Genomic DNA, 26,662 nt, shown 5'->3' with positions numbered 1-26,662 from the left:
GCGTGCCCGCCCCTGACGGCGGGCCTGTGCGTGGCTAGAGCGTGCTGGCCAGCGGCCAGGTGGCGTTGGGCGTGACGATCGTTCCCGCGGTGCCGGCCAGGATCTGGACGCACTGGTCGAGCCTGCCGATCGCGGCCATGTCCCCGGTGCGCTCCACGAACCCGGTGACGGCCTCGACCTTCGGGCCCATCGACCCGGCCGGGAAGTCCTCGGCGCGCAGCTCGTGCGGGGTGGTCTGCTTGATCTCCTCCTGGTGCGGCGTGCCGAAGCCGCGCATCACCCGGGTCACGTCCGTCAGGACGAGCAGGGCGTCGGCCTCCAGCGTCTCGGCGAGCAGCGCGGCGGTCGCGTCCTTGTCCACGACGGCCTCGACGCCTTCGAGCTGGCCGACGTCGTTGCGGACGACGGGGATGCCGCCGCCGCCCGCGCAGATCACCACGGTCCCGGCCCGGACGAGCTGGCGCAGCAGCCGCGTCTCGATCACCCGCTGCGGCGCGGGCGAGGGCACCACGCGGCGCCAGTGGTCCCCGTCGGCCTTGATCCGCCAGCCGTACTCGCGGGCCAGCCGCTCGGCCTCGTCGCGGGTGTAGACCTGCCCGACGAACTTGGTCGGGTCGTCGAACGCCGGGTCCACCGCCGAGACCAGCGTCTGGTTGATCACCGCCATCACCTGCCGGCCCGGCAGGGCGTTCTGCATGGCCTGGAGCAGCCAGTAGCCGATCATGCCCTGGGTCTCGGCGCCGATCGTGTCCAGCGGGTAGGGCCGCGTCAGGTTCGGGTCGTTGATGCTCTCCAGCGACAGCACCCCGACCTGCGGGCCGTTCCCGTGCGTGACGATCAGCTCGTGCCGTTCGGCGAGCGGCGCGAGCGACTTGACGGCGGCCATCACGTTGGCCCGTTGCAGCGAGGCGTCGGGCCTGTCCTCCCGCCGCATCAGCGCGTTCCCTCCGAGCGCGACGACGACGCGCATGGCCTCCCTCTCCCCGCTCTCCCGCGTTCCCATGGCCGTGCGCCCGCTCAGCCGAGCGTGGCGACCATGATGGCCTTGATCGTGTGCATCCGGTTCTCGGCCTCGTCGAAGACGATCGAGGCGTCGGACTCGAAGACCTCGTCGGTCACCTCCAGGGCGTCCAGGCCCGTCCGCTGGTAGACCTCCTCGCCGACCTCGGTCCCGCGGTCGTGGTAAGCGGGCAGGCAGTGCATGAACCGCACCCGCGGGTTGCCGGTGGCGCGCAGCACCCCGGCGTTGACCTGGTACGGCCTGAGGAGCCTGATCCGCTCGTCCCACACCTCGTCGGGCTCGCCCATCGAGACCCACACGTCGGTGAGGAGGAAGTCGGCGCCGCGCACGCCCGCCGCGACGTCGTCGGTGACGGTGATCTCCGCGCCGGTGCGCTCCGCGACCCGCCTCGCGGGCTTGAGGACCAGGTCCTCGTCGGGCCAGAGGGCCTTCGGCGCGACCATGCGGACGTCCATGCCGAGCAGCGCCCCCGCCGCGACGTAGGAGTGCCCCATGTTGTTGCGGGCGTCGCCGAGGTAGGCGAACGCGACCTCGCGCAGCGGCTTGTCGCTGTGCTCCCGCATGGTCAGCGCGTCGGCGAGCATCTGCGTCGGGTGCCACTCGTCGGTCAGGCCGTTCCACACCGGGACGCCGGAGTGCTCGGCCAGCTCCTCGACGAACCGCTGCCGGGACCCCCGGTACTCGATGGCGTCGAACATCCGGCCGAGCACCCGCGCGGTGTCCTTCATCGACTCCTTGCGGCCGATCTGCGAGCCGGCCGGGTCGAGGTACGTCACGTGCGCGCCCTGGTCGTGCGCGGCGACCTCGAACGCGCAGCGGGTGCGGGTGGAGGTCTTCTCGAAGATGAGCGCGATGTTCTTGCCGGTCAGGCGCGGGCGCTCGACGCCGCCGTACTTGGCGCGCTTCAGCTCGGCGGCGAGGTCGATGAGGAACGTGAACTCCCTCGGCGTGAAGTCCAGCTCCTTCAGGTAGCTGCGCCCGCGAAGGTTGAATGCCATGTCGCTCTCCGTACGGTGGTGGGCCCGCGGTCAGGCGTCGCGTTCGAGCGGGCAGCTCATGCAGCGGGGGCCGCCCCGGCCGCGGCCGAGCTCGCTGCCCCGGATCGTGAGGACCTCGATGCCGTTCCTGCTCAGGTGGTTGTTGGTGGTGGTGTTGCGCTCGTAGGCGATGACGACGCCGGGCTCGACCGCGAGGACGTTGGACCCGTCGTCCCACTGCTCGCGCTCGGCGGAGAACACGTCCTGCGTCGCGGTCAGCACCTTGATGTCGTCGAGCCCGAGCGCGGCGGCGATGGCCCGGTGCATCTCCTCGGGCGGGTGGTCGGTGATCCTCAGCTCCTTGTCGGTGTCGCCCGGCTCGACGGTGAACGAGGGCAGCATGCCCATCCCGGCGTACTTGGTGAACACGCCGTGGTCGACCATCGTCATCACCGTGTCCAGGTGCATGAACGCCCGCTTGCTCGGCAGCCGCAGCGCGACGATCCGCGCGCAGCTCCCCGCGGCGAACAGCGTCTGCGCCAGCATCTCCACGGCCTGCGGCTGGGTGCGCTCGCTCATCCCGACCAGCACCGCCCCGTTGCCGATCACGAGGACGTCGCCGCCCTCGATGGTCGCGGGCGCCATCGCGGTGCCCTCGTTCCACACGTGGTAGCCGCCCGCCTCGGGACGGCCGTAGCCGTCGGCGAACATCGGGTGCCACCGGTAGACGGCCTCCATGTTCACCGTCTCGCGGGTCCGCGCCTTCTTGCGCATCGCGTTGATCGACACGCCGTCGTACACCCAGCAGGACGTGTCGCGGGTGAACAGGTGGTTCGGCAGCGGCGGCATGACGAACTCGTCCATGCCGATCGAGTGGAACGCGATCGACTTCGGCTCCTCGATCCGGTCCAGCAGCTCGCGCTTGGTGATGCCGCCGATGAGGAACGAGCCGAGCTCGCGGGTGTCCATGGCGTCGAACGCGTTGCGGATCGCGTCGGTCGCGAGCGGCCCGAACCAGTGCGGGTCGGCGACGTAGTCGAGGATGTGCCGGCGGGCCTCGGGGATCTCGACCGTCTCGCGCAGCAGGTCGAGCAGCAGGCTGACCCGTACGCCCCGGGCCGCGAGGACCTCGCGGAACTCGTCGTGCTCCTCGCCCGCGCGCTGCACCCACAGCACGTCGTCGAACAGCAGGCCCGCCGCGTTGGACGGGGTGAGCCGTTTCAGGGACAGCTCCGGGCGGTGCACCAGGACCTGCCGGAGCCGCCCCACCTCGGACCGGACGTTGAAGGACATCGTCTGCCTACCTCCTAGGAGCCCCCGGCGCGCGCCGGAGAGGTGCCGCCGCCCGCGCGGGCGGGCATGTCAGGAGCCCGGGTCGGCCGGGGAGGCGGGCCGCCGCTCGCTCGGGCCGAACTCGCCGCGCCGGGCCTTGGTCCAGATGTAGACCGGGACGCCGACGAGCATCGCGAGGACGCCCAGCATCACGGCCTCCTCGCCGGAGCCGTACACGATCGCGAACGCGAACAACAGCGCCGCGACGGCCATCGCCAGGTCCCGCGCCATCCGTCCCCGGTCGACGCCGCGGCCTCCCGTGACGAGCCAGTAGAGCTGCGCCGCCGCGGAGAAGAAGTACGGGATCGCGGTGGTGAACGAGGCGAACAGCAGGATCGTGTTGAACGTGTTCTCCGACGCGTACGCGAACAGCAGCATCAGCGAGGTCAGCGCCGCGCCGACCAGGATGCCGAGCACCGGCGCGCCCCGGCGCGACAGCCGGGCGAAGCCCGCCGGGAACAGGCCGTCGCGCGCCGCCGCCATCGGCATCTCGGCGACGAGCATCGTCCAGCCGTTCAGCGCCCCGATCCCGGACGCGACCGCGCAGGCCGCCATCACCCCGCCCCAGCCGCTCCCGCCGAACATGTTGTTGATCGCGTCGGCGAACGGGGCGGTGGAGCCGACGAGCTGGCCGTGCGGGACGGTCCCGAAGATCGCCACGGTCGCCAGCAGGTACATCAGCCCGCAGGCGACGACGCCGCAGAGCCCGGCCCGGCCGATGTTGCGCTCCGGGTCCCGGACCCGCTCGGCGACGATGGTCACGCTCTCCATGCCGGAGTAGATGAACAGGATCAGCCCGGCCGCCAGCCAGACCGAGTCCCACAGCGAGCCGCCCTCGGCGTTGAACGGCCCGAAGTTGTCCGACGACATGAAGAACAGGCCGACCAGCGCCACGAAGATCAGCGGGACGAACTTCAGCACCGTGGTGACGAGCTGGAACACCCCGACGTTGCGCACGCCGCCGAGGTTGATCAGCGCCGGCACCCAGACGCCGACGAGGCCGACGGCGATCTGCCCGGCCGTGCCGTTCCAGTGCAGGAAGTAATTGACGTAGCCGACCCAGGCGACCGCGATTCCCGCGTTCCCGCCCCAGGCCGTCAGCCAGAACGACCACGCCGTCCAGAAACCCGCGAATTCCCCGAAAGCCTGGCGCGCGTACGCGTAAGGGCCGCCGCTCGACGGAAGGCGCGCGCCGAGCCTTCCGAACACGATCGCGAGCGCGACGGCGGCGAGCGTCGTGACGATCATCACCAGGAAGCTGATGGTGCCGATCGCCGCGAGGGAGGCCGGCAGCAGGAAGATCCCCGTGCCGACGATGTTGCCGATGACCAGGGACGTCGCCGCGGGCATGCCCAGCCTGCCGCCGCTCGCGGCATGGCCCTCGCCCGGGGGGCGCCCCGTCCCCGCCCGGGTGAGCTCCCCCGCGTCCGGTGGCGGCGATGCGGGCTCTCCCATGCGCATCCCCCCGACACGTGAACGGCCCCCGTTGGGTCACCACGGCACACGGGTGACACGCTGGGAATTACCCGGGACCCCTCCCCCGAAACTCGGCCGGCATTGCCCCCGGACGCCTTATCACCAGCAGATCATCGGCCGATTTTTGCCTTTTCCGGAAGGCGGGGAATTCCTTGGCACCTACTTGAGGGAAAGGGGAGAAAGGCCCCCGGGCGTCCGCTCGCCCGTCCCCGCCCGTGTCAGGCGTGGGGCGCGATCGGGGCGGCGGGGGCGTGGGCGCCCGCGCGCGGCGGGGAGGCGGGGGTGTGCGAGGGGGCCGTGTGGCGGTGGCCGGCGAGGGCCGCCGCGAACAGGACCGCGAGCAGCAGGAGAACGGCCAGGACGACGGGCAGCAGCGTCCAGGCCGACGGCAGCCCCAGCGGGCTGGCCTCGTACCCGCCGAAGGCCGCGAGGCGCCGGGCGTACTCGGGATCCTCGGCGGCGGTCCGCCGCGCGAGCCGTTCCAGCGCCCGGCTCTCCGTCTCCGACAGCGGCATCTCGTCCCCCCACGGCGGCGCACCCGCCCCAGGCCACCGTTTTAACCGATTTGGTGTCTAGTGTCCAAATATTTGACCGGGCGCTGACCCGGGCGCGCGGCCGCCGGGCCGCCCCGGGCGCCCGGCGGGTCCGCACCGCCGGGCCAGGCGCGGACCTGTCGGAGGGCCGCCCTAAACTCGGTTTCATGGCACCCCCCGGAGACGGCGCGGTCGAGATCGACGCGCTGGTGAAGCGTTACGGCCCCACCGCCGCCGTGGACGGGCTGTCCTTCCACGCCGCCCGGGGCGAGGTCACCGCGATGCTCGGCCCGAACGGGGCGGGCAAGACCACCACGATCGAGATCTGCGAGGGGTTCCGGCGCGCCGACTCCGGCACGGTCCGGGTCCTCGGCCGCGACCCGGGCGACCGGGAGCTGCGGGCCCGCGTCGGCGTGATGCCGCAGTCCGGGGGCGTGCCCGGCACCGCGCGGGCCGGGGAGTTCCTGCGGCTGGTCGCCTCGTTCCACGCCTCCCCGCTCGACCCGGCCGCGCTGCTCGCCCGGCTCGGCCTCACCGAGCAGGCCCGCACGCCGTTCCGGCGGCTGTCGGGCGGGCAGCAGCAGCGGCTGTCGCTCGCGGTCGCGGTCGTCGGGCGCCCCGAGCTGGTGTTCCTGGACGAGCCGACCACCGGCCTCGACCCGCAGGCCAGGCACGCCACCTGGGAGCTGGTCGGGGAGCTGCGCGCCGCCGGGGTCGCGGTGGTGCTCACCACCCACCACATGGACGAGGCCGAACGGCTCGCCGACCAAGTGGTGATCGTCGACCACGGCCGGATCGTCGCCGAGGGCAGCCCCGCCGAGCTGACCGGCGCCGAGCGGCAGCTCCGCTTCCGGGCGCGCCCCGGCCTCGGCGTGGAGGAGCTGCTGTCGGCCCTGCCGGTCGGCAGCACCGCCAAGGAGTCGCCCGCCGGGCACTACCTGATCGAGGGCAGCGTCGACCCCGGCCTGCTCGCCACCGTGACCGCCTGGTGCGCGTCCCACGGCGTCATGGCCGACGACCTGCGGATCGAGCGCCGCACCCTTGAGGACGTCTTCCTCGAACTGACCGGACGGGAGCTGCGCTCGTGACCACCGCGACGCCGGGCGCGGAGCCCGCCCGGAGCGCGCGCCCCTCGACCTCGCCCCGGCGCCCGGCGCGGTCCCGCTGCCGCGCATGATCCTCGCCCAGACCGGCTACGAGATCCGCACGCTGCTGCGCAACGGCGAGCAGCTCCTGCTCACGTTGATCATCCCCGTCGTCCTGCTCACCCTGTTCAGCGCCACGTCGCTGCTCGACCTCGGGCCCGGCGACCGGGTCGACTTCCTCGCCCCCGGCGTCCTCGCCCTCGCGGTCATGTCCACCGCGTTCACCGGGCAGGCGATCGGCACCGGCTTCGAGCGCCGCTACGGGGTGCTCAAGCGGCTCGGCGCCACCCCGCTGCCGCGCGGCGGGCTGATCGCCGCCAAGACCCTCACCGTGCTCGCGGTGGAGGCCATCCAGGCCGCGGTGATCTGCGCTGTGGCGCTGGCGCTCGGCTGGCACCCGCACGGCGACCCGTTCTCCGCGGTGCTGCTCCTGCTGCTCGGCACCGCCGCGTTCAGCGGGTTCGGGCTGCTCATGGCGGGAACGCTGCGCGCCGAGGCGACGCTCGCCGCGGCCAACCTCGTCTACATCCTGCTGCTGGCCGTCGGCGGGGTGGTGTTCCCGCTCGACGACTTCCCCGGCGGAATACGTTCGGCGCTGGAGCTGCTGCCCATAGCGGCGCTCGCCGACGGGCTGCGCGACGTCCTCCAGCACGGCGCGGCGCTCCCCGGCGGGCCGCTGCTGATCCTCGCGGTGTGGGCCGCCGCCGGCCTCGCCCTCGCCGCCCGATTCTTCAAGTGGGAGTGATACGTGGCGCTCGCTGAGGCACCCGGGTCCTACGGCGCGGCGGGCGGGGCGCCCCGCCGCGCCCGGACGCTGTCGCTCGGCTCCGTCCCGCCGCCCGCGCTGATCCTGCTCGGCATCGTCTCCGTCCAGGTCGGCGCGGGGATGGCCAAGCACATCTTCGACCAGATGTCGCCGAGCGCCGTCGTGCTCATGCGGCTGCTGACGTCGGCGCTCGTGCTCGGGTTCATCGGCCGCAGGGCGCTGCGCACGGTGGTGCGCGACCACTCCCGGCGCAGCCTGGCACTCGCCGCCGGGTTCGGGCTGGCGCTGGCGCTGATGAACTTCTCGATCTACCAGTCGTTCGCCCGGATCCCGCTGGGCGTGGCGGTCACGGTCGAGTTCCTCGGGCCGCTGACGGTGTCGCTGCTGGCGTCCCGCCGCCCGCGCGACGCGTTCTGGGCCCTGCTCGCGGGCGCGGGGGTCGTGATGCTCGCCAAGGGCGGCGGCGGCATCGACCTGATCGGCGTCGGCTTCGCCCTGGTCGCCGGGGTCTGCTGGGCCGCCTACATCCTGCTGAGCGCCGCCACGGGCCGGCACTTCTCCGGGTCCACCGGCCTCGCGCTCGCCAGCGTCGTCGGCACGATCGCGATCCTGCCGCTCGGCGTCACCACGGGCGGGTCGGCGCTGCTCGACCCCCGGCTGCTGCTGATCGGCCTCGGCGTGGGCCTGCTGTCGTCGGTGATCCCCTACTCGCTGGAGCTGGAGGCCCTGCGGCGGATGCCCGCCCAGGTCTTCGGCATCCTGATGAGCCTGGAGCCGGCCGTCGCCGCGCTCGTCGGCGTGGCGCTGCTCGGCGAGGTGCTGACGGGCCGCCAGTGGGCCGCGATCTGCTGCGTGATCGTCGCCTGCGCGGGCGCCACGCTCGGGCCCGCACGCCGCCCGAGGCCCCCGAGTCCTGACGCCGCCGGGCGGCCGGCGATCATCGCTTCCGGCGAACGCCCCGCCGGTGGCGGGCGCCCAGCGCAGCGTGACAGGATCGAACCACAGGGACGAGCCGTACGAACCGGAGAGGAGCCGCCGTGACCGGCTGGGGAGAGGACCAGGGGCTGCCGCCCGAGTACTTCGACGCGGGGTCGGCGTCGTTCGTCGACTTCCTGCGGCTGCACTCCCCCGACCTCCTCCCGGTCAACCGGGTCGACGAGGACGCGTCCGCGCTGGACCTCCCGCACGGCACGACCGTCCTCGCGCTGACGTTCCCCGGCGGGGTGATGATGGCGGGCGACCGCCGCGCCACCCGCGGCAACCAGATCGCCTACCGCGAGCTCGACAAGGTCCAGCGCGCCGACGAGTACTCCGTCGTCGCGTTCGCCGGAACGGTCGGCCTGGCGCTGGAGATGGTCCGGCTGTTCCAGGTCGAGCTGGAGCACTACGAGAAGATGGAGTCGGCCGCCCTGTCGCTGCCGGGCAAGGCCCGCCGCCTCGGCGCCGTCATCCAGGCCAACCTGGCGCAGGCGCTCCAGGGCCTCGCGGTCGTCCCCCTGTTCGCCGGGTACGACGCCGACGCCGACACCGGCCACATCTACACCTACGACATCACGGGCGCCCCGCAGGAGGCCCGCCGCTTCCACTCCGACGGGTCCGGCTCGCCCTACGCGCTCGGCGCCCTGAAGAAGCTCTACCGCGACGACCTCACCGAGGAGGAGGCCGCCGCCGTCTGCGTCCAGGCCCTGTACGACGCGGCCGACGACGACTCGGCGACCGGCGGCCCCGACCAGACCCGCCGGATCTACCCGACGATCGCGGTCGTCACCGCCGACGGCTTCCGCGCCCTGCCCGAGGACGAGGTGTCCGGCATCGTCGACGAGGTCGTCCGGGCCCGCTTCGACCGTCCCGACGGCCCGATCGCCCCGCTGCACTGACCTCAGGGAACGTCGTACCCGGGTCCTAGACTCGGGATCATGGCACGCGCGAACGACGAGGCCGCGGCCCTCGTCCAGGAACTGGCCGACCTGCTCTCGATCACCGGCGGCGACGCCTTCAAGATCCGCGCGTACGAGAAGGCGGCGCGCGCGATCGCGGGCTACCCCGACGACATCTCCGCGCTCTCCCCGAACGACCTGAAGAAGATCCCCTCGATCGGCGGGGCGATCGCCAAGAAGCTCGAGGACTACAACCAGACCGGCACCATCCGCCAGGTCGAGGAGCTGCGCACCCAGATCCCCGCGGGCGTCCGCAGGCTCACCACGATCCCGACCCTCGGCCCGAAGAAGGCGCTGGCGGTCTACGAGGAGCTCGGCATCTCGTCCATCGACGAGCTGGCGGCCGCGATCCGCGAGGGACGCCTGCGCGGCCTCAAGGGCTTCGGCGCCAAGACCGAGGACAACATCCTGCGCGGCATCGAGCTGATGGAGTCCACCGGCGAGCGGGTCCTCATCGACGCCGCCGCCGACCTGGCCGACGAGATCGTGGCGGCCCTGTCGCCCCTCGCCGAGCGCTGCGCGTTCGCCGGGTCGCTGCGCCGGATGCGCGAGACCATCGGCGACGTCGACGTCCTGGCCGCCTCCCGCGACCCGCGTCCCATCATGGAGGCGTTCAAGGCCCTGCCGTACGTGTCCGAGGTGATCGGCGGCGGCGACAAGAAGACCTCCGTCCGCACCACCCGGGCCTCCAGGTGGACCTGCGCGTCGTACCGCCCGAGTCGTGGGGCGCCGCGCTCCAGTACTTCACCGGCTCCCAGGCCCACAACGTGCGCACCCGCGAGATCGCCGTCCGCGCCGGGCTGAAGCTGTCGGAGTACGGCCTGTTCGACGCCGGCACCAACGACCTGATCGTCTCCGAGACCGAGGAGCAGGTCTACGACCGCCTCGGCCTGCCCTGGATCGCGCCGCCGCTCCGCGAGGACCAGGGCGAGATCGAGGCCGCGCTGGACGGGTCCCTGCCCGCCCTCGTCACCGTTGACGACCTCAAGGGCGACCTGCACAGCCACACCGACCTCACCGACGGCACGGCGTCCCTGGAGGAGATGGTCCGCGCCGCGTCGGCGCGCGGGCTGTCCTACTACGCGATCACCGACCATGCGCCCAACCTGTTCATGCAGCGCATGACCGACGAGAAGATGCTGGCCCAGCGCGAGCGGATCCGCGCCCTCCAGGCCGAGTACCCGGGCCTGACCCTCCTGCACGGCGCCGAGCTCAACATCGACCCGGACGGCGAGGTCGACTGGGACGTCGGCTTCCTCTCCGGCTTCGACATCTGCGTGGCCTCGGTCCACTCCCACTTCACCCAGACGCCCGAGGAGATGACCCGCCGCTTCGTCCGCGCCTGCGAGAACCCGCACGTCCACGTGATCGGCCACCCCATGGCCCGCCTCATCGGCCGCCGCTCCCCCGTGGACGCCGACTGGGACGAGGTGTTCCGGTGCGCCGCCCGCACGGGCACCGCGATGGAGATCGACTCGTTCCCCGACCGGCTCGACCTGCCGTCCGACCTGATCCGCCGCGCCCGGCGCCTCGGCGTCAAGTTCGCGATCGACACCGACGCCCACGCCGTCGGCCACCACCGCAACATCCGCTACGGCGTCGGCACCGCCCAGCGCGGCTGGCTGACCCCCGACGACGTCATCAACACCTGGCCGCTGGACCGCCTCCGCGCCTTCCTCGCCAAGCCCACCCCCTGACCCGCTGGAGAACGGACACCATGACCGAGATCTCGTCCCAGGGCTACGGACCGGACCACGAATCACCGTTCGCCTACGGGCCGCACCACGTGCAGATCGCGATCGCCCCCGGCACCGAGGACGAGTGCCGCAGGTTCTACGTGGACGTTCTCGGCATGCTGGAGATCAAGAAGCCGCCGGCGCTGGCGGCCCGCGGCGGCCTGTGGGTCCGGGCCGACGCCCTGGAGATCCACCTCGGCGTCGAGCAGGACTTCCGCCCGGCCCGCAAGGCCCACCCCGGCATCCGGGTCGCCGACCTGGACGCGCTGGCCGAGCGGCTGACCGCCAGCGGCGCCGAGGTCACCTGGGACGACGCCTTCCCGGGCCACCGCCGCTTCTACGCCTCCGACCCCCTGGGCAACCGCCTGGAGTTCCTCCAACCCGACGGCTCACACCCGCAGTGGTGACAACAACCGGACCGCCGCTTGGCCGACTCCCGGCGGCGTCGTCAGAAGCTGGTCCCTCGATCGCCGCCGCGCCTTTCCTCACGACGCCCACCCATGATCCCGGGAGACGTCCCGCAATCACCGTCGCCGTCCGCAATGGACCGAGTACTGTGTGCGCGCACGGCGTTACATCAGCTCTGCGACGACCTGACAGACTGGGAAGGAGGGCCGCACATGACCGATGTGGCCACCACGTCTTCAGCGAGGACACCGATGAGCGCCGTCCCGGACTGGCCTTACGGCCCGTACACCATCGATGACCTGGACGCATTGCCGGATGAGGGAGTGCGTCGCGAGCTTGTGAACGGGTGGATCACCGTGGCCCCCTGGCCGAGCACAGTGCACGACCACGCCGCCAAGGTCCTTGAGCGGGCCCTCGACCGCGCCGCCGAAGCGGCGGGCGCCGACGCGTACGTCAAAGGGCCGCTGGACCTCGACACCGGCCCCGCCATCCGCGTTCCGGACCTCGTGGTCATCGACGGGCCCGCGGCCCGGGCGGCTCGCGCGCGCAAGGCTCGCGCTTACGACGCGATCGACGCCCTGCTGGTGGTGGAGATCGTGTCACCCAAGAGCGGAAGCGAGCGGACCGACCGCGTGGACAAGGTCTTCGAGTACGCCAGGGCGGGCATCCCGCAGTACTGGCTGGTCGATCTGGAGCCCGAACCCGGCGTCGTCGTGCGGACGCTGGGCGACGACGGCCGCTACCACGTGAGCGGCTCGTTCCTCGCGGGCACGGACCTCAAGGTGGACGAGCCGTTCCCGTTCGCCTTCCCGGTCGCCTCACTGACAGGGTGACCGGCCGGCGGTTCAGGGCGCCGCCTCAGACGCGGCGGTCGCGGCGGACGACGTACGGCGGAAGCGCGGGGCCGGGCCTCACGCCAGATCGTGCCGTCCCGACTTCACACCCTCAATCAGCGCCCGCCATTCACTCGCCGACAGCGAGAGGTACGCACCCTCGGAGTGCTTGCTGTCGCGTACGACGGCGCCGCGACCGGAGGCGGCCACCTCGACGCAGTTGCCATTGCCTCCGCTGCGGGAGCTCTTCCGCCAAACGACCATGGCACGATCAGGAGCGGACATCCCACACCCCCCTCATTCGGCCAATTCTCTCAGCAGCGAGTTCGTTGATGCCGGACTGGCCGCTCCGGCCCTCAAATGCTCAAACGTATCCGCGTACCGTTTGATACTCGCGTCGTCGTCCAGGAACAGGTCGTTGCTCAGTCCCTCGACGTACACGATATCCGGTGCGACCGGCTCGATGAACTTGAGAATGGCGAACGCTCCGAGCATCGCGGGATGCGCTCCGGCCTCGAACGGCAGCGCCTGCACCACGATCCCGGGGCGCCGCATCATCTGGCGCAGGTGCTCCATCTGCGCGCGCATTTCGGCGGGAGTTCCCACCTGCCTGCGCAAGGCCGCCTCGTCGATGATCGCCCAGAGTTTCAGGCCATCGAGAACCGCCTGGCGGCGCATCCGAGTCTCAACGCGACGTTCGACCTCGTCATCACTGGCTTCGGGCAGCATCCCGCGAATGACATGGCGGGCGTAGTCTTCGGTCTGGAGCAGGCCAGGAATGATCGTTGTTCGTAGGTCCACAGTTCGTGCGCCTCGGACTCGAAGGCGATGAAGGTGTTGTAATCGTCGGGCAGGTCCTCGTGGTAGGGCATGACCCAGGTCTGCTGGGACGCCTCGCGCAGCATGGTGGTGAGCGCCTCGCGCATGGCGCCGTCCACCTCGTAGAGGTCGAGCAGCGCCTTGAGGGTGCGTCCCTGCGGGCGCGCTTTGGCGGTCTCGATGCGCCAGAGGGTGGCGGCGTTGATGCCGGTGGCCTCCGACACGTCGTCGCGGCTCAGCCCACGCCGCGTGCGGAGGGAGAGCAGCTCGCTCGCGAGGCGGCGCAGGCGCGCCGTCGGGGGCCGGACGGGCTTCGCCATCGGGTTCTCCTCCAGGGGGCAGGGGTCTGGCGGAGCGCCGGGAGGCCGGGCCTCTCGGCGAGAACTTCAGTCAGATGAACGCAATACATTGCATCCTTGGTCACCGTGTGTGCATGTTTGTGCACAGCTTTCCACATGCCGCGGCGCGGCACCCCCATCTCCAGAAAGGGGCGGACGATGACCCCCTGCGGACCGCTGACCGCGCACATCACGTTCGTTCCCCGGACGAGCACCGTCGGGTGCGCGCGGCGGGTGGCCACGGACGCGCTGCACGCCTGGCGCATCGAGCACGTGGCCGACGAGGTCCGGCTCATCGTGTCGGAGCTCGTGACCAACTCGCGGCAGGCGTTGGAGGCTAGTGCGGACGCGTGCGTCCGGCTCGGGCTCGCCTATGGGAGGCGGTCCTGAGGGTCACGTTGTGGGATCTCAGTCCGTTGCCGCCGGTCGTGGCGCTGCCGGTGCTGGAGGGCGTGGACGGGCGAGGGGTGCCGATCGTGCGGGTGGCACTGGAGTGAGGGGCCGCCGGGGCGGGGGCCGTTCGCGGGGAAGGTGGTGTGGTCGGGGTGCGAGGGGTGGCGGGACGTCAGGCGGGTTGCGGGGCCTGGTGCTTCTGGGCCGGGACGGGCTCGGTCGCGGGGACGGGGCCGCGGTCGCGGAGGGCGAACAGGATGCGGAGGGCGGCGATCCACATCAGGACGGCGCCGAGCATGTGCAGGACGACCAGCGGCGCGGGGACGCCCATGAAGTACTGGATGTAGCCGAGGGCGCCCTGGGCGAGCTCGATGGCGACGAGTTCGACGGCGCGGCGGCGGGCGGCCGTGGGGGCGCCCGTGCGGATCAGGGTGACCAGGAGCACGACCGTGAGGGCGACCGTGATCCAGGCGAGGCCGCTGTGGACGCGGGCGACGTTCTCGATGTTGAAGCCGTAGCGGCGCGAGTCGGCGTCGCCCGCGTGCGGGCCGGTGCCGGTGACGACCGTGCCCGCGATCAGGACCGCGGCGGCGGCGGCGACGAGGGCGCGGGAGAGGTTGCGGACGTACGGGGCGACCAGGTGGCGCGGGCGGTCGTCGCCCTCGCTCGCCCGGGCCCACAGCGCCACGCAGAAGATCAGCAGCGCCGGGGAGACCAGGAAGTGCAGGCTGACCGAGGCCGGGTGCAGCTTGGTGAGAACGACGATCCCGCCGATGACGGCCTGGGCGACGACGCTCAGCGGCTGGGCCGCGGCCCACCAGACGAGGTCGCGGCGGCGCGGGCGCAGGCGCCAGGCGGCGACGAAGACCAGGACGCCCACGGCGAGCACGAGGAACGTCAGCATCCGGTTGCCGAACTCGATCGCCATGTTGACGGCCCCGTGGTCGGGGCTGTGCGTCGGGGTGAGGCTGTCGCCGGTGCACTTCGGCCACTCGGGGCAGCCGAGGCCCGACTTGGTGACGCGGACCGCGCCGCCGGTGGCGACGATTCCGGCGTTGCCGAGGACGCCCAGCAGCGCCAGGAACCGCAAGGACGCGGAGGTGGGGTGCCATACGGCATCGCGCGCCTTGGTCAGCGCGTTGGTTCGCTCAGCCACGCGTCAATCGTATGGGTGGTCCGGCGTGCGGCCGATCCGCCCCCCGGACAACGCGTCACGGGCCGTGCAGGAAACCGGACGGCCCGCGGGGCGCCCACGGCGGGCCCTCCGGGCGGCGGGGCGGGGTGCGCAGAAACGCCTGGCGCGCCGTGGCCATGAGGTCCAGCAGGGCGGTACGGCGCGCCGCGAACCAGCGGGGGTCGGCGACGCCGCGTTCGGCCCGCTTGTGCAGGAGCGCCAGCTCGGTCGCGGCGAGCTGGTAGTCGACCATGGCGCGGGCGGCGGGCGGGCCGCCGACCGCGCGGGCCCACCGGCGGGCGGCGCGGCGGGACGGGATGGCGCGCAGCATCCGGATGTCCTGCGGGGTGACCAGGCCGGTGCCGCCGTACGTGGGCAGGTAGCGCTCGATGAGGCGGACGGTGCCGCGCCGCTCGACCGCCACGACGACGATGAGGACGACCAGGACGCAGCCGTCCAGGAGGTACACGACCGCGAGGCCGCCCATGCCGAACGTGGTCGCGCCGTTCCACAGGCCGTGCAGGAGCATGGCCCCGAGCAGGCCGAGGACGGGCGCGAACAGTTGCAGGCGGCGGTGGGTCGCGGCGTAGGCGACGCCGAGGCCCGTCATGGACGTGAACAGCGGGTGGCTGAGCGGGGCGACCAGGCCGCGCAGGATGAAGACCGCCTGGAGCTGGTCGGCGCCGCCCTCGTCGAACGCCCGCATGTAGTAGGTGACGTTCTCCATCATGGCGAAGCCGAGGCCGACCATCGCGGCGTAGATGATCCCGTCGGCGAACCCGTCGATCTCGTTGCGGCGGAACCAGAGCAGGCCGAACAGGACGGCGCCCTTGAGCGACTCCTCGATGACCGGGGCGCCGAGGGTGGCGCTGACGACGTGGCCCTTCGCCTCGCCGAAGATCGGCACGGTGACGTACAGCAGCCCGAGGGTGTTGAGGACGAGCGCGCCGAGGACGGCGATCCCGGCGCCCCAGGCGAACGAGAAGAGCAGGGCGCGGGCCGGCTCGGGTTCGAGGCGGTCGAGGGTGAGGGTCAGCGCGACCAGCAGCGGGATGGGCAGGATCGCGAGGACGAGCCCGACCCAGAAGCCCGCGCCGCCGTACAGCGCGTCGATGCCGAGCGCCACGACGGCGCAGAACAGGCAGACGGCGGTGCCCGCGATCAGGGCGATCGGGGGCCGGCCGGGGACCCGCCCCTCCAGCACCGCCTTCGGGTCTAGCTGCGCCATGACGCGAGCGTAACCGGAGGGGGCCGGGCCGCCGACGCCGGGGCATGACCTGGGGGAACCGTACGGTCACGGCGCGTGTCCGCACGGAACGGATCAGTGCAGGAGCGGGTCGACGGCGACGGCCGTGAACAGCAGCGCCAGGTAGACGTTCGACAGGTGGAAGAAGCGCATCGGCCGCAGGTGGACGCCGGTGACCCCGGCGCGGACGGCGCGCAGCAGCCGGTGCCCCTCCGCGAGGAAGACCAGGCCGAGCACGACGGCGACGGCGCCGTACAGCGGTCCCATCCCGGCCACCGGCCACAGCACGAGCGAGCAGGCGACGGTCGCGTAGCTGTAGGCGAGGGACTCGACGATGACGCGGCGCTCGCTGGCGACGACCGGCAGCATCGGCACCTTCGCGATCGCGTAGTCCTCGCGATAGCGCATGGCGAGCGTCCAGGTGTGCGGCGGCGTCCACAGGAACACGACGCCGAACAGCACGAACGGGGCCCAGTCGAGGCGGCCGGTGACGGCCGACCAGCCGATCAGCACGGGCATGCAGCCCGCGATGCCGCCCCACACGACGTTCTGCGAGGTGCGCCTCTTGAGCAGCAGCGAGTACACGAAGATGTAGAACAGGATCGCGAACAGCGACATGGCGGCGGACGGCAGGTTGACCGTGAGGGCGAACCCGGCCGTGGACGCCGCGGCGAGCGTGATCCCGAACACCAGGGCGCGGGCCGGGGTGACCTGCGCGCGGGCGAGGGGGCGGCGCCGCGTGCGGCGCATCTTGGCGTCGATGTCGCGGTCGATGTAGCAGTTGATCGCGTTGGCGGCGCCCGCCGAGAGGGCCCCGAACGCGAACGTCAGCAGGACGGTCCCGAGCGGCGGCGTCCCCCCGGCGGCCAGGAACATCACCGGGATGGTGGTGATCAAGAGCAGCTCGATCACGCGCGGCTTGGTGAGCGCCACGTAGGCGCGCACGCTCGCGCCGACCGACCGGGGTTCGGCGACCGGCTGGGGGGCGGGGAGCGCAGGCGCCCCCGGCACCTGGTCGTCCAGCTCGACCCCGGGCTTGTTACTGAGCACCGTCACAATCGGGTCCACGTCCAACTAGGCAGGAGAAGTCGCGTACCGCCTCGGACGGTGCGCCCCCGTGATCGGGCCGCGCCCGGGCCGGTGGCGGCGACTGCGGCGGCTGTCGCCAACCGCGCAATCACTCTAGTGCGACCCCTCCGGGAGGCGAGCACCGGGGCACCGGACGCGCCGCGCGCGCCGGGCCGGACGTGACCCGCGCTACACCGCGGGCCCGGCGCGCGCGTCCGGCCGGGGCCGACCGGCGGCCGCGCGGGCGAGCCCGGCCTCCCCGCGAGATCACCCGGGCGGGGGGTTAGTCGCGGAAGCGATCGGGCAAGGGTCGAAAAGGAGCGGATCGGCGGGCGCGCGGCGGCGGCACGGCCGCCGTTCTCCGCCCCCGGCCGGGGGGCCGCCCGCGCGGTAGGCTCGGAAAGGGCACGGCATGATCTTCGCCGGCCGCGCACCGGCGGCCGAACGGGGGGCGATCGCGCCGGACGTCCCGCGGCGCCCGCACGGGCGCGCACGGCGGCGGTCCGGGGCGGCCCGGCTCCGAGACCCGAAGGAAGAACGCGTGGCCCGGCCCGCGCCGCGGCGGCGGAACCGCCGCGGACGCGAGGATCGGCCGTGCCGCGTGACCGTACATCGCTACATGTGGTTCGAGAGGAGCCTGGCGTTCCGTGAGTGGGGACATCAGCACGTTTGAGTGGTCCGATCTGGACCGGCGGGCGGTGGACGTGATCCGCGCCCTCGCGATGGACGCGGTCGAGGAAGCCGGCTCCGGTCACCCCGGGACGGCCATGAGCCTGGCACCGGCCGCCTACCTTCTTTTCCAGCGTTTCCTGAAGCACGACCCGACCGACCCGAACTGGGCGGGCCGCGACCGTTTCGTCCTGTCCTGCGGGCATTCCAGCCTGACGCTGTACATCCAGCTCTACCTGTCGGGCTACCCGATGACGCTGGACGACCTGAAGTCGCTGCGCAAGTGGGGCAGCCTGACGCCCGGCCACCCGGAGCACGGGCACACCGCGGGCGTGGAGACGACGACCGGGCCGCTCGGCCAGGGCATCGCCAACGCCGTGGGCATGGCGATGGCGGCCCGCCGCGAGCGCGGCCTGTTCGACCCGGACGCCGAGCCGGGCGCGTCGCCGTTCGACCACACGGTGTGGGCGTTCGCGTCCGACGGCGACATCGAGGAGGGCATCAGCCACGAGGCGAGCGCCCTCGCCGCGCACCAGCGACTCGGCAACCTGGTCCTGCTGTACGACGACAACCACATCTCGATCGAGGACGACACCGCGATCGCGCTGTCGGAGGACGTGCGGGCCCGGTACGAGGCGTACGGCTGGGACGTGCACCACGTCGACTGGACGGTGGACGGCGAGTACGAGGAGAACCTCGGCCGGCTCGCCGAGGCGTTCGCCGCGGCCAAGGCCGAGACGTCGCGCCCGTCGTTCATCGCGCTGCGCACGATCATCGGCTGGCCCGCGCCCAACAAGAAGAACACGGGCAAGATCCACGGTTCGGCGCTCGGCGCCGACGAGGTGGCGGCCACCAAGAGGATCCTCGGCATGGACCCGGCGGCGTCGTTCGACGTGCCGGACGAGGTGCTCGCGCACGCGCGCGCCGTGTCCGACCGCGGCCGCGCCGAGCACGCCGCGTGGGACGACGCGTTCGGCAAGTGGCGCGCCGCCAACCCCGGCCGCGCCGCCGAGTACGACCGCATCGCCCAGCGCACGCTGCCCGACGGGTGGACGGCCAAGCTGCCGGAGTTCGAGGCGGGCAAGGCGCTGGCGACGCGCGCCGCGTCCGGCGAGATCCTCGCCGCGCTCGCTCCGGCGCTGCCGGAGCTGTGGGGCGGCTCGGCCGACCTCGCCGAGAGCAACAACACCACGATGAAGGGCGAGCCGTCGTTCATCCCCGAGGAGTTCCAGACCAAGGAGTTCCCCGGCGACCGCTACGGCCGCACGCTGCACTTCGGCGTGCGCGAGCACGCGATGGGCGCGATCCTCAACGGCATCGCGCTGCACGGCGGCACCCGCCCGTACGGCGGCACGTTCCTGATCTTCAGCGACTACATGCGCCCGGCGGTGCGGCTCGCGGCCCTGATGAAGCTGCCGGTGACGTACGTGTGGACGCACGACTCGATCGGCCTCGGCGAGGACGGCCCGACGCACCAGCCGGTCGAGCACCTGTGGGCGCTGCGCGCGATCCCGGGCCTGGACGTGGTCCGTCCCGCCGACGCCAACGAGACGGCCGTCGCGTGGCGGACGATCCTGGAGCACACCGACCGGCCGGCGGGCCTGGCGCTGACGCGGCAGAAGCTGCCGACGATCGAGCGCGGCAACGGCGTCGCGTCCGCGGAGGGCGTGGCGAAGGGCGGCTACGTGCTGGCCGACGCGCCCGACGGGCACCCGAAGGTGATCATCATCGCGACCGGCAGCGAGGTCGAGCTCGCGCTGGAGGCCCGCGAGGCGCTCCAGGCCGAGGGCACCCCGACGCGGGTCGTGTCGATGCCGTGCGTCGAGTGGTTCGACGCGCAGGACGACGCGTACAAGCAGCAGGTGCTGCCGAAGGCGGTCCGCGCGCGGGTGTCGGTGGAGGCCGGGATCGCGCTCGGCTGGCGCGCGTACGTGGGCGACGACGGCGAGTCGGTGAGCCTGGAGCACTTCGGCGCCTCGGCCGACTACAAGACGCTGTTCCAGCAGTTCGGCATCACGTCCGAGCGCGTGGTCGCGGCGGCCAAGGCCAGCCTGATCAAGGCCGGCGCCGGGAGCGCCGGCAAGGGCTCGACCACCGGCAACTGACCGGGCGGCGGGCGGCGGCCCGCGCCACCGGCCGGGGCTCCACCGGGGCCCCGGCCGGCGCCCGACCCGACCCGACCCGACCCGGCCCGGCCGGGCCTGGCCTGGCCGGACGGTCCGCCGCCCCACCCCCCGGACCCGCGAAACTCGACGAGGAGAAAAGCGATGAGTGAGAACCTGAAGAAGCTCTCGGACGAGGGCGTGTCGATCTGGCTCGACGACATCAGCCGCGAGCGGCTGCGCTCCGGCGGCCTCGCGAGCCTGGTCAAGGACAAGCACGTCGTCGGCGTCACCTCCAACCCGACGATCTTCGCCAAGGCGCTGTCCAAGGGCTCGGCGTACGACGAGCAGGTCCGCGACCTGGCGGTGCGCGGCGTGGACGTCGAGGAGGCGTCCCGCGCGATCACCACCTACGACATCCGGTGGGGCTGCGACGTGCTGCGCCCCGTCTACGACCGCACCGAGGGGCTGGACGGCCGGGTGTCGATCGAGGTCGACCCGCGCCTCGCCCGCGACACCGAGAAGACCGTCGCCGAGGCGCGGGCGCTGTGGTGGCTGGTCGACCGGCCCAACCTGTTCATCAAGATCCCGGCGACCGAGGAGGGGCTGCCCGCGATCACCCGGGCGCTCGCCGAGGGCATCAGCGTGAACGTGACGCTGATCTTCTCGCTGGAGCGGTACGGGAAGGTCATCGACGCGTTCCTCGCCGGGCTGGAGCAGGCCCGCGACAACGGCCGCGACCTGACCCGGCTCGCGTCGGTCGCCTCGTTCTTCGTCAGCCGCGTCGACACCGAGATCGACAAGCGGCTCGACAAGATCGGCTCGGCGGAGGCGAAGGCGCTGCGGTCCAAGGCGGGCCTCGCCAACGCGCGCCTCGCGTACGCCCTGTACGAGGAGAAGTTCGGCACCGACCGCTGGAAGTCGCTCAAGGACGCCGGGGCGCGGCCCCAGCGCCCGCTGTGGGCGTCCACCGGCGTGAAGGACCCCGACCTGCCCGACACGCTGTACGTGGACGAGCTCGTCGCGCCCGGCACCGTCAACACGATGCCGGAGGCGACGCTGGAGGCCGAGGCCGACCACGGCCGGGTCGCCGGCGACACGGTGCGCGGCTCGTACGACGGCGCCCGCGCGCACATGGCCGCGCTGAAGGACGCCGGCGTCGACTACGACGACGTGGTCCGGGTGCTGGAGGACGAGGGCGTCGAGAAGTTCGAGGCGTCCTGGAAGGAACTGCTCGGCACCATCGCCCGCGAACTGGAGGACAAGGCCGAGGGGGCCCGCGCGTGACCTCGCTGGTGACCGCCGGAGGGGTTTCGGTCACCATCCGAGGCGCCGTCCTCGACGAGAGCGAGACGGTCCTCGACCGTCTCGTCTCCGACGGCGTTCCGCGCTCCCTGACGTCGCGGAACGCGAACCTGTGGGGCCCCGACGCGGCCGCCGCCGGCGCGGGCCGGCGGCTCGGCTGGCTCGACCTGCACGCGACGTCGCGGCCCCTGCTCGGGCCGCTGCGCGAGCTGGCCGAGGCGGCGGGCGAGGCGGGCCTCGACCGGGTCGTGCTCGCGGGCACGGGCGGGTCGGCGGTCGCCGCGGAGGCGATCGCCGCCGCGGCCGGGGTGGAGCTGACCGTTCTCGACACGGCCGACCCGGGCAGGTCGCCCGGGTGGCCGGCGGGGACGGGCTGGACCGGACGCTGGTCGTGGTGTCGGACCGGAGCGGCGAGACCGTCGAGACCGACGCGCTGCACCGCGTGCTGGACGGCGCGTTCCGCGACGCCGGGATCACCGGCGCCGGCCTCGCCCGCAGGTTCGTCGTCGTGACCGGCCCGGGATCGCCGCTGGAACGGCTCGCGGCCGAGTCGGGCCACCGGGTCGTCCGGGCCGACCCGGGCGTCGAGGGCGCCTACTCGGCGCTCGCCGCGTCCGGGCTGGCGCCCGCGGCGCTCGCGGGCGCCGACGTGGAGGCGCTGCTGGACGACGCGGAGCGGCTGTCCCCCGCGCTCGCGCAGCCGTACGACAACCCGGCGCTGGCGCTCGGCGCCACGCTCGGCGCGTCGGCGCTCGGCGGGCGCGACAAGCTGGTGCTCGCCGACCACGGCTCGGGCCTGCCGGGGTTCGGCGGCTGGGCCGAGCAGCTCGTCGCCGAGTCGACCGGCAAGGACGGCAGGGGCCTGCTGCCGGTCGTGGTGGAGGGCGTGGACGCGCCCGGGTTCGAGCTCGCGCCGGACGTGCGCCGCGTCGTGCTCGGCGGCCGTCCCGACGACCCCGGTCCGGGCCGCGGATCCGGGACCCGCGAGGCGGCGGTCCGGGAGGCCGGGCTGAGCGTCGCCGGGCCGCTCGGCGCGCAGTTCCTGCTGTGGGAGTACGCGACGGCGGTGGCGTGCCGGGTGATCGGCGTGGACCCGTTCGACCGGCCCGACGCGCGGACGTCCGCCGAGGCCGCCGCCGCGTTGCTGCGGGCCGAGGAGGGCGCCGCGCCGACCGTCGTGCACCGGCCGCCCGCGCTGGTCTCCGGCGCGGTGGAGGTGCACGCGCCCGAGGAGGCGCTGAAGGGCGCCAAGTCCCTCGCGGACGTGCTGGAGGCGGTGCTGGACGGCGTCGACGACGGCGGCTACCTCGCCGTCATGGCGTACCTGGACCGTTCGGGCGACGCCGGGGCCGAACGGCTGCGGGCGCTGCTCGCGTCCCGCGGCGCGGAGGTGCGCAAGCATCCGGCGCCCGTCACGTTCGGGTGGGGTCCGAGGTGCCTGCACACCGCCGGGCAGTACCACAAGGGCGGCCCGCGGAACGGGTCGTTCCTCCAGGTCACCGGACACAACGAGGCCGACGTCGCGGTGCCGGGCAGGCCGTACACGCTGGGCGAGCTCCAGCTCGCCCAGGCGTTCGGCGACCAGCGGGCGCTGCGCTCGCTCGGCCGTCCGGTCGTCCGGCTCCACCTGCGCGACCGCGCGGAGGGCGTCGCCCAGCTCGCCGAGGCGCTCGGCTGACCGCCGCCGGGCCGTCCTGACGGGCCGTCCCCGCGCCGCCGCGCCGTGCGCGGCCCTGCGGAGTGCTCACCGGGGTGCGTGCCGGCGACCGGCGAGTCATATCACCGGCCAGAAGATCGAGGAGTCGGTCGCGAATGGGCGTTCTCTCCTGAAACGATGGGGCTTAGGAGGGATAGTGTCTCGGTTCGACGTACTGACGCGCGGCGACGTCCTCGACTCGGCGCTGCTGGCGCGGGACTACCTCGTCGACTGCGGCGTGCCCGGCGCGCTGGCCGCCAAGGACCCGCGGCTGTGGGGGCGGCGCGCCGTCGACCACAGCAGGCTCGGCTGGCTGGACCTGCCGTCCGCGTCCCGCGGGCTGCTCGCCCAGGTGGACGGGCTCGTCGCCGAGGCGCGCTACTCCGGCCTGGACCACGTCGTGCTGATCGGCGTCGGCGCGGAGAGCCTCGCCGCGCAGGCGATCGTCGAGGCGCACGCGTCCGCCGCCGCGGCCCCGGGCGCGCACGGCGCGCCGGGCCGGGCGCCCTCCGGCGAGCTGACCGTGCTGGACGGCGGCGACACCGCGGCCCTCGCGTTCGCCCTCGAACGGCTCGACCGGACGCTCGTCGTCCTCGCCAGCAAGTCGGGCGTGTCGCTGGAGGGCGACGCGTACCGGCGGATCTTCGCCGACGCGTTCCGGCGGCACGGCATGTCCGAGCGCGAGATCGCGGGCCGGTTCCTCGTCATCACCGACCACGGCAGCCCGCTGCACGACTTCGCCCGCCAGTGCGGCTACCGGATCGGCCTCACCGACCCGTACCTGCCCGGCCACTTCGGCGCGCTGTCGGCGTACGGGCTCGTCCCGGCGGTGCTCGCGGGCGCCGACGCCGAGGGGCTGCTGGACGAGGCGGGCGCGCTCGCCCCGTCGCTGTCCGGGAACGACGACAACCCCGGCCTGCTGCTCGGCGCGATCCTCGGCGGCTGCGCGCAGCAGGGCCCGGAGGGCATGGCGCGCGACAAGGTGGTGCTGCGCGAGCCGGGCGGGCCCGGCGCGCTGTCGGCGTGGATCTCGCAGCTGCTGTCGGTCGGCACCGGCAAGCGCCGCCGGGGCGTGCTGGCGTTCGAGCCGCCCGGCAGCCCCGCCGGCTGCCCCGACGTGCACGGCGTCGCGATCAACCCGAGGGCGGCGGCGCACGAGGACGCCGACACCTCGCTGTGGGCGCCGCTCGGCGCGCAGTTCCTGCTGTGGGAGTACGCGACGGCGGTGGCGGGCTGGCTGCTCGGCGTGAACCCGTTCGAGGCGGGCAGCACCGTCGTGCAGGAGGCCGAGGACGACGCCGCGACGATGCTGCGCGCGGCGGGCGCCGGGCCGCTGCCGGGCGGCGAGCCCTCGTTCGTGGACGGCGGCATCGAGGTGCACGCCGACGTGCCGGGGCCGAGCGGCGCGCCCGGCGTCGGCCTGCTCGGCGCGGGCGCGCTGCCCGCGGTGCTCGACGGGCTGCTCGGGACGCTGCCGAAGGACGGCTACCTCGCGGTCACCACGTACCTGTCGGGCGACTTCTCGGGCCGCTACCTCGCGCCGTCCCTCGCGCGCCGCGCGGGCCGTCCCGTCGTGTACGGGGCGGGCCCGGGGTTCCCGCACGCGACCGGGCCGATCCACAAGGACGGGCCGGGCAACGGGTCGTTCCTGGTCATCACCGGCGAGCCGGCGCCCGGCGACGCGCTCGCGGCGCACCCGATCCCCGGCCGCCCGTACGGGCTGGCCAAGCTCCAGCTCGCGCGGGCGCTCGCGGAGGTGCGGGCGCTGCGGCAGCGCGGCCTGCCGGTCGTGCGGCTGCACCTGCGCGAGCCCGTCTCCGGCTTCGGCCGCCTCACCGAGGCGGTGCGGGCGGTGGCCGGGGCGCAGCGGACCACCCGATGAGCTTCACCTCCGTCGTCTCCGGTGAGACGTCCATCACCGCGCGCGGCCCGATCCGGGAGGCCGCCGAGCGGGTGCTCGGCCGGCTGTGGATCGACCAGGTCCCCGTACGGCTCGCGTCGGAGGACGCGGCGCTGTGGCCGTCGTCGGCCGCGGCGGCGGTCGAGGGCCGCGCGCTGTGCTGGCCGGGGCAGCCGGGGCCCGCGCGGGCGCTGACCGGCCGGATCGCCGCACTGCGCGGCGAGGCGCGGGAGGCGGGCGTGACCGAGGTCGCGCTGCTCGGCCGCGGCGCGCCGGCGCGGGCCGCCGACCTCATCGTCCGGCACGCCCTGGACCGGGAGGCCGCCGAGGCCGCGGCGGGCGGCACGCGTTCCGCGGGCGCCGCCCGCCGGTCGCCGCTGACCGTGCTGGACGGGCCGGAGCCCGGCGCGCTGCTGCGCGTCGCGGGCGACCGCGAACGGCTGCTCCGCACGCTCGTCGTCGTGACCGGCGACGATCCGGCGACCGACATGCTGCGCCGCGTCCTGCTGCGGGCGTTCGAGGAGGCGGGGCTCTCCCCCGGCCAGATCGCCCGGCGGTTCGTGATCGTCGCCGATCCGGGCGCCGCGCACGCGAAGGACGCGGCCGAGGCCGGGCACCCGGTGTTCGACGCGCCGAGGCCGACCGTGTTCGGGGCGCTGTCGCCGTACGCGCTGGTCCCGGCGGGACTGGCGGGCGCCGACGTCGGCGCGCTGCTGGACGAGGCGACCGCCGTCCTGCCGTCCCTCACCAGGCCGGAGAACAACCCCGGGCTGGTGCTCGGCGCGATCCTCGGCGGCGCGGTCCGCGCGGGCCGCGAGAGCGTCGTGCTCGGCGGGTACGCGGCGGCGGTGCCGGGGCTCGCCGACTGGATCGCGCCGCTGCTGGCCGAGGGCACGGGCGGGCGGCTGCTGCCGATCGTCCAGCGCGGCGGGATGCCCGTGCTGCCGACCGGCGACATGTTCCTCGTCACACTGGACGGCCGGCCGCGGCAGGACGACGCGACCGTGTCCGGTCCCCCGGCGGCGCAGCTCGTCGTGTGGGAGTACGCCGTCGCGGTGGCGGCGTACCTGCTCGGCGTCGACCCGCTCGGCCCGCCCGTCGCGCCCGCCGCGTCCGTCGTGCCCGCCGTGCCCGTCGCGCCCGCCGTGCCCGCCGCGTCCGGCGCCTCCGCTCCGCCCGGCGCGCCCGGCGCGCCGAACACGCCCGGCGGCGACACCGGCGGCGGGGCGCTGTTCAGCGACGGCGATCCGGGGCGGGCCGTCGAGGTGCACACGAGCGACGCGGCGTTCGCCGGGGCGGGCGACCTGCCCGCGGTGCTGGACGCGGTGGCGGGGCGGGCGGGGAGCGCCGGGGGCCGCGGGCACCTGTCGATCGTCGCCTACCTCGACCCGGACGAGGCGCGGGGGCAGGGTACCCAGGTCAGGCGGCTCGCGGGGCTGCTCGCCGCGCGGTGTGCCCGCCCCGTGACGGTCGCCTGGGGTTGCCGTTACCCCGCGTTCGGGAATGATCATCAAGAGAAGGGCGTATACCTGATGGTGACCGGGAACGTCGTCCGCGACGTGCCGGTCCCTGACCGGCACCACCGGCTGGGCGCGGTCCAGCTCGCGCAGGCGCTCGCGGACGCCCGCGCGGCCCGGGGCGGCGGCCGCCCGGTGGTCCGGCTGCACCTGCAGAACCGGTGGTCGGGCCTCGCCCGGCTGCTCGACGCGGCCCGAGGAGGGGCATGAGTCCGCCGTCACCGGCGACACGTAGTGATAGCAGGACGAGTCAGTGGGCAAGAACGGTCCA

The 26,662-nt window shown here is 73.7% G+C and carries 24 protein-coding genes and 1 pseudogene; 14 read left to right on the top strand and 11 right to left on the bottom strand.

What is annotated here, in order from left to right:
• Positions 1-34: 34 nt before the first annotated feature.
• The 5 genes from arcC to GEV43_RS37555 all read right to left on the bottom strand — a co-directional run bounded on the left by arcC (position 35) and on the right by GEV43_RS37555 (position 5,321).
• Entirely contained in the window at positions 35-970 is a 936-nt protein-coding gene (gene arcC / locus GEV43_RS37575) for a carbamate kinase (RefSeq protein ID WP_160825473.1), read from the bottom strand.
• A 47-nt stretch (positions 971-1,017) separates the two neighbouring features.
• Positions 1,018-2,019, bottom strand: coding sequence for an ornithine carbamoyltransferase (gene argF / locus GEV43_RS37570; RefSeq protein ID WP_160825472.1), 1,002 nt, complete (start codon positions 2,017-2,019; stop codon positions 1,018-1,020).
• Positions 2,020-2,049: 30 nt separating this feature from the next.
• On the bottom strand, positions 2,050-3,291 hold the full coding sequence (locus tag GEV43_RS37565; protein WP_160825471.1) for an arginine deiminase: 1,242 nt from the start codon (positions 3,289-3,291) through the stop codon (positions 2,050-2,052).
• Positions 3,292-3,360: 69 nt separating this feature from the next.
• Positions 3,361-4,785 carry an APC family permease gene (locus GEV43_RS37560; protein WP_160825470.1) on the bottom strand — a complete coding sequence of 475 codons (1,425 nt, stop codon included), beginning with the start codon at positions 4,783-4,785 and terminating at the stop codon, positions 3,361-3,363.
• 239 nt (positions 4,786-5,024) lie between these two features.
• On the bottom strand, positions 5,025-5,321 hold the full coding sequence (locus GEV43_RS37555; RefSeq protein WP_160825469.1) for a DUF3040 domain-containing protein: 297 nt from the start codon (positions 5,319-5,321) through the stop codon (positions 5,025-5,027).
• Between the two features lie 185 nt (positions 5,322-5,506).
• Between GEV43_RS37555 and GEV43_RS37550 the strand changes: the two genes are divergently transcribed.
• The 8 genes from GEV43_RS37550 to GEV43_RS37520 all read left to right on the top strand — a co-directional run bounded on the left by GEV43_RS37550 (position 5,507) and on the right by GEV43_RS37520 (position 12,164).
• A complete protein-coding gene (locus GEV43_RS37550) occupies positions 5,507-6,427 on the top strand; it encodes an ABC transporter ATP-binding protein (protein WP_160825468.1) in 921 nt (306 codons plus the stop codon).
• Between the two features lie 85 nt (positions 6,428-6,512).
• A complete protein-coding gene (locus tag GEV43_RS37545) occupies positions 6,513-7,229 on the top strand; it encodes an ABC transporter permease (protein WP_160825467.1) in 717 nt (238 codons plus the stop codon).
• Between the two features lie 3 nt (positions 7,230-7,232).
• Positions 7,233-8,291, top strand: a complete 1,059-nt coding sequence (locus tag GEV43_RS37540; protein WP_309240139.1) for an EamA family transporter — start codon at positions 7,233-7,235, stop codon at positions 8,289-8,291.
• Positions 8,288-9,127: a proteasome subunit beta gene (gene prcB, locus GEV43_RS37535; RefSeq protein ID WP_160825466.1), complete on the top strand. Its 840-nt coding sequence runs from the start codon at positions 8,288-8,290 to the stop codon at positions 9,125-9,127. The genes GEV43_RS37540 and prcB overlap by 4 nt, the downstream gene beginning before the upstream one ends.
• 39 nt (positions 9,128-9,166) lie before the next feature.
• Entirely contained in the window at positions 9,167-9,991 is an 825-nt protein-coding gene (locus tag GEV43_RS52150) for a helix-hairpin-helix domain-containing protein (RefSeq protein ID WP_241684186.1), read from the top strand.
• A complete protein-coding gene (locus GEV43_RS52145) occupies positions 9,880-10,884 on the top strand; it encodes a PHP domain-containing protein (protein ID WP_309240138.1) in 1,005 nt (334 codons plus the stop codon). Before GEV43_RS52150 ends, GEV43_RS52145 begins: the two co-directional genes overlap by 112 nt.
• A 20-nt stretch (positions 10,885-10,904) precedes the next feature.
• Positions 10,905-11,330: a VOC family protein gene (locus tag GEV43_RS37525; protein ID WP_160825465.1), complete on the top strand. Its 426-nt coding sequence runs from the start codon at positions 10,905-10,907 to the stop codon at positions 11,328-11,330.
• A 213-nt stretch (positions 11,331-11,543) separates the two neighbouring features.
• On the top strand, positions 11,544-12,164 hold the full coding sequence (locus GEV43_RS37520; RefSeq protein ID WP_241684185.1) for a Uma2 family endonuclease: 621 nt from the start codon (positions 11,544-11,546) through the stop codon (positions 12,162-12,164).
• Positions 12,165-12,242: 78 nt separating this feature from the next.
• Here the strand turns inward: GEV43_RS37520 and GEV43_RS37515 are convergent, their stop codons facing one another.
• The 3 genes and pseudogenes from GEV43_RS37515 to GEV43_RS52135 all read right to left on the bottom strand — a co-directional run.
• Entirely contained in the window at positions 12,243-12,428 is a 186-nt protein-coding gene (locus GEV43_RS37515; RefSeq protein WP_309240238.1) for a DUF397 domain-containing protein, read from the bottom strand.
• A gap of 33 nt (positions 12,429-12,461) precedes the next feature.
• Entirely contained in the window at positions 12,462-12,965 is a 504-nt protein-coding gene (locus GEV43_RS52140) for a DUF5753 domain-containing protein (protein WP_309240137.1), read from the bottom strand.
• Positions 12,966-13,135: 170 nt separating this feature from the next.
• Positions 13,136-13,303, bottom strand: a pseudogene (locus tag GEV43_RS52135) (helix-turn-helix domain-containing protein); the annotation flags it as partial.
• A 177-nt stretch (positions 13,304-13,480) separates the two neighbouring features.
• On the opposite strand from GEV43_RS52135, the gene GEV43_RS37505 reads away from it, so the two are divergent.
• Entirely contained in the window at positions 13,481-13,711 is a 231-nt protein-coding gene (locus tag GEV43_RS37505; protein WP_160825463.1) for a hypothetical protein, read from the top strand.
• Positions 13,712-13,886: 175 nt separating this feature from the next.
• On the opposite strand, the gene GEV43_RS37500 is transcribed toward GEV43_RS37505, so the two are convergent.
• The 3 genes from GEV43_RS37500 to GEV43_RS37490 form a co-directional block, all read right to left on the bottom strand.
• Positions 13,887-14,870 (bottom strand): heme A synthase, encoded by a 984-nt coding sequence (locus GEV43_RS37500; protein WP_160825462.1) that lies wholly within the window; start codon positions 14,868-14,870, stop codon positions 13,887-13,889.
• Between the two features lie 55 nt (positions 14,871-14,925).
• On the bottom strand, positions 14,926-16,116 hold the full coding sequence (locus GEV43_RS37495; protein ID WP_160825461.1) for a PrsW family intramembrane metalloprotease: 1,191 nt from the start codon (positions 16,114-16,116) through the stop codon (positions 14,926-14,928).
• Between the two features lie 93 nt (positions 16,117-16,209).
• Positions 16,210-17,190 (bottom strand): heme o synthase, encoded by a 981-nt coding sequence (locus GEV43_RS37490; protein ID WP_375539126.1) that lies wholly within the window; start codon positions 17,188-17,190, stop codon positions 16,210-16,212.
• 659 nt (positions 17,191-17,849) lie between these two features.
• On the opposite strand from GEV43_RS37490, the gene tkt reads away from it, so the two are divergent.
• The 5 genes from tkt to GEV43_RS37465 all read left to right on the top strand — a co-directional run bounded on the left by tkt (position 17,850) and on the right by GEV43_RS37465 (position 26,601).
• Complete coding sequence (gene tkt, locus GEV43_RS37485; RefSeq protein ID WP_160825460.1) at positions 17,850-19,976, top strand: transketolase; 2,127 nt, start codon at positions 17,850-17,852, stop codon at positions 19,974-19,976.
• Between the two features lie 162 nt (positions 19,977-20,138).
• Positions 20,139-21,260 carry a transaldolase gene (gene tal / locus GEV43_RS37480; protein ID WP_160825459.1) on the top strand — a complete coding sequence of 374 codons (1,122 nt, stop codon included), beginning with the start codon at positions 20,139-20,141 and terminating at the stop codon, positions 21,258-21,260.
• A 373-nt stretch (positions 21,261-21,633) separates the two neighbouring features.
• A complete protein-coding gene (locus GEV43_RS37475) occupies positions 21,634-22,956 on the top strand; it encodes a glucose-6-phosphate isomerase (protein WP_309240136.1) in 1,323 nt (440 codons plus the stop codon).
• Between the two features lie 175 nt (positions 22,957-23,131).
• Entirely contained in the window at positions 23,132-24,856 is a 1,725-nt protein-coding gene (locus tag GEV43_RS37470; RefSeq protein WP_160825458.1) for a phosphoheptose isomerase, read from the top strand.
• Entirely contained in the window at positions 24,853-26,601 is a 1,749-nt protein-coding gene (locus tag GEV43_RS37465) for a glucose-6-phosphate isomerase (protein ID WP_160825457.1), read from the top strand. The genes GEV43_RS37470 and GEV43_RS37465 overlap by 4 nt, the downstream gene beginning before the upstream one ends.
• Positions 26,602-26,662: the final 61 nt, after the last annotated feature.

Source organism: Actinomadura sp. J1-007 (assembly GCF_009793335.1).
Taxonomy (GTDB): domain Bacteria; phylum Actinomycetota; class Actinomycetes; order Streptosporangiales; family Streptosporangiaceae; genus Spirillospora; species Spirillospora yumaensis.
The sequence above is the reverse complement of the archived record's forward strand: the minus strand, read 5'-3'. Positions and strand labels throughout refer to the sequence as shown.

What these genes read in the sequence shown, in the direction of transcription:
- arcC (WP_160825473.1), bottom strand. Translation starts at nt 970, where the DNA reads ATGCGCGTCGTCGTCGCGCTCGGAGGGAACGCGCTGATGCGGCGGGAG.
- argF (WP_160825472.1), bottom strand. Translation starts at nt 2,019, where the DNA reads ATGGCATTCAACCTTCGCGGGCGCAGCTACCTGAAGGAGCTGGACTTC.
- GEV43_RS37565 (WP_160825471.1), bottom strand. Translation starts at nt 3,291, where the DNA reads ATGTCCTTCAACGTCCGGTCCGAGGTGGGGCGGCTCCGGCAGGTCCTG.
- GEV43_RS37560 (WP_160825470.1), bottom strand. Translation starts at nt 4,785, where the DNA reads ATGGGAGAGCCCGCATCGCCGCCACCGGACGCGGGGGAGCTCACCCGG.
- GEV43_RS37555 (WP_160825469.1), bottom strand. Translation starts at nt 5,321, where the DNA reads ATGCCGCTGTCGGAGACGGAGAGCCGGGCGCTGGAACGGCTCGCGCGG.
- GEV43_RS37550 (WP_160825468.1), top strand. Translation starts at nt 5,507, where the DNA reads ATGGCACCCCCCGGAGACGGCGCGGTCGAGATCGACGCGCTGGTGAAG.
- GEV43_RS37545 (WP_160825467.1), top strand. Translation starts at nt 6,513, where the DNA reads ATGATCCTCGCCCAGACCGGCTACGAGATCCGCACGCTGCTGCGCAAC.
- GEV43_RS52150 (WP_241684186.1), top strand. Translation starts at nt 9,167, where the DNA reads ATGGCACGCGCGAACGACGAGGCCGCGGCCCTCGTCCAGGAACTGGCC.
- GEV43_RS37525 (WP_160825465.1), top strand. Translation starts at nt 10,905, where the DNA reads ATGACCGAGATCTCGTCCCAGGGCTACGGACCGGACCACGAATCACCG.
- GEV43_RS37520 (WP_241684185.1), top strand. Translation starts at nt 11,544, where the DNA reads ATGACCGATGTGGCCACCACGTCTTCAGCGAGGACACCGATGAGCGCC.
- GEV43_RS37515 (WP_309240238.1), bottom strand. Translation starts at nt 12,428, where the DNA reads ATGGTCGTTTGGCGGAAGAGCTCCCGCAGCGGAGGCAATGGCAACTGC.
- GEV43_RS37505 (WP_160825463.1), top strand. Translation starts at nt 13,481, where the DNA reads ATGACCCCCTGCGGACCGCTGACCGCGCACATCACGTTCGTTCCCCGG.
- GEV43_RS37495 (WP_160825461.1), bottom strand. Translation starts at nt 16,116, where the DNA reads ATGGCGCAGCTAGACCCGAAGGCGGTGCTGGAGGGGCGGGTCCCCGGC.
- tal (WP_160825459.1), top strand. Translation starts at nt 20,139, where the DNA reads ATGAGTGAGAACCTGAAGAAGCTCTCGGACGAGGGCGTGTCGATCTGG.
- GEV43_RS37465 (WP_160825457.1), top strand. Translation starts at nt 24,853, where the DNA reads ATGAGCTTCACCTCCGTCGTCTCCGGTGAGACGTCCATCACCGCGCGC.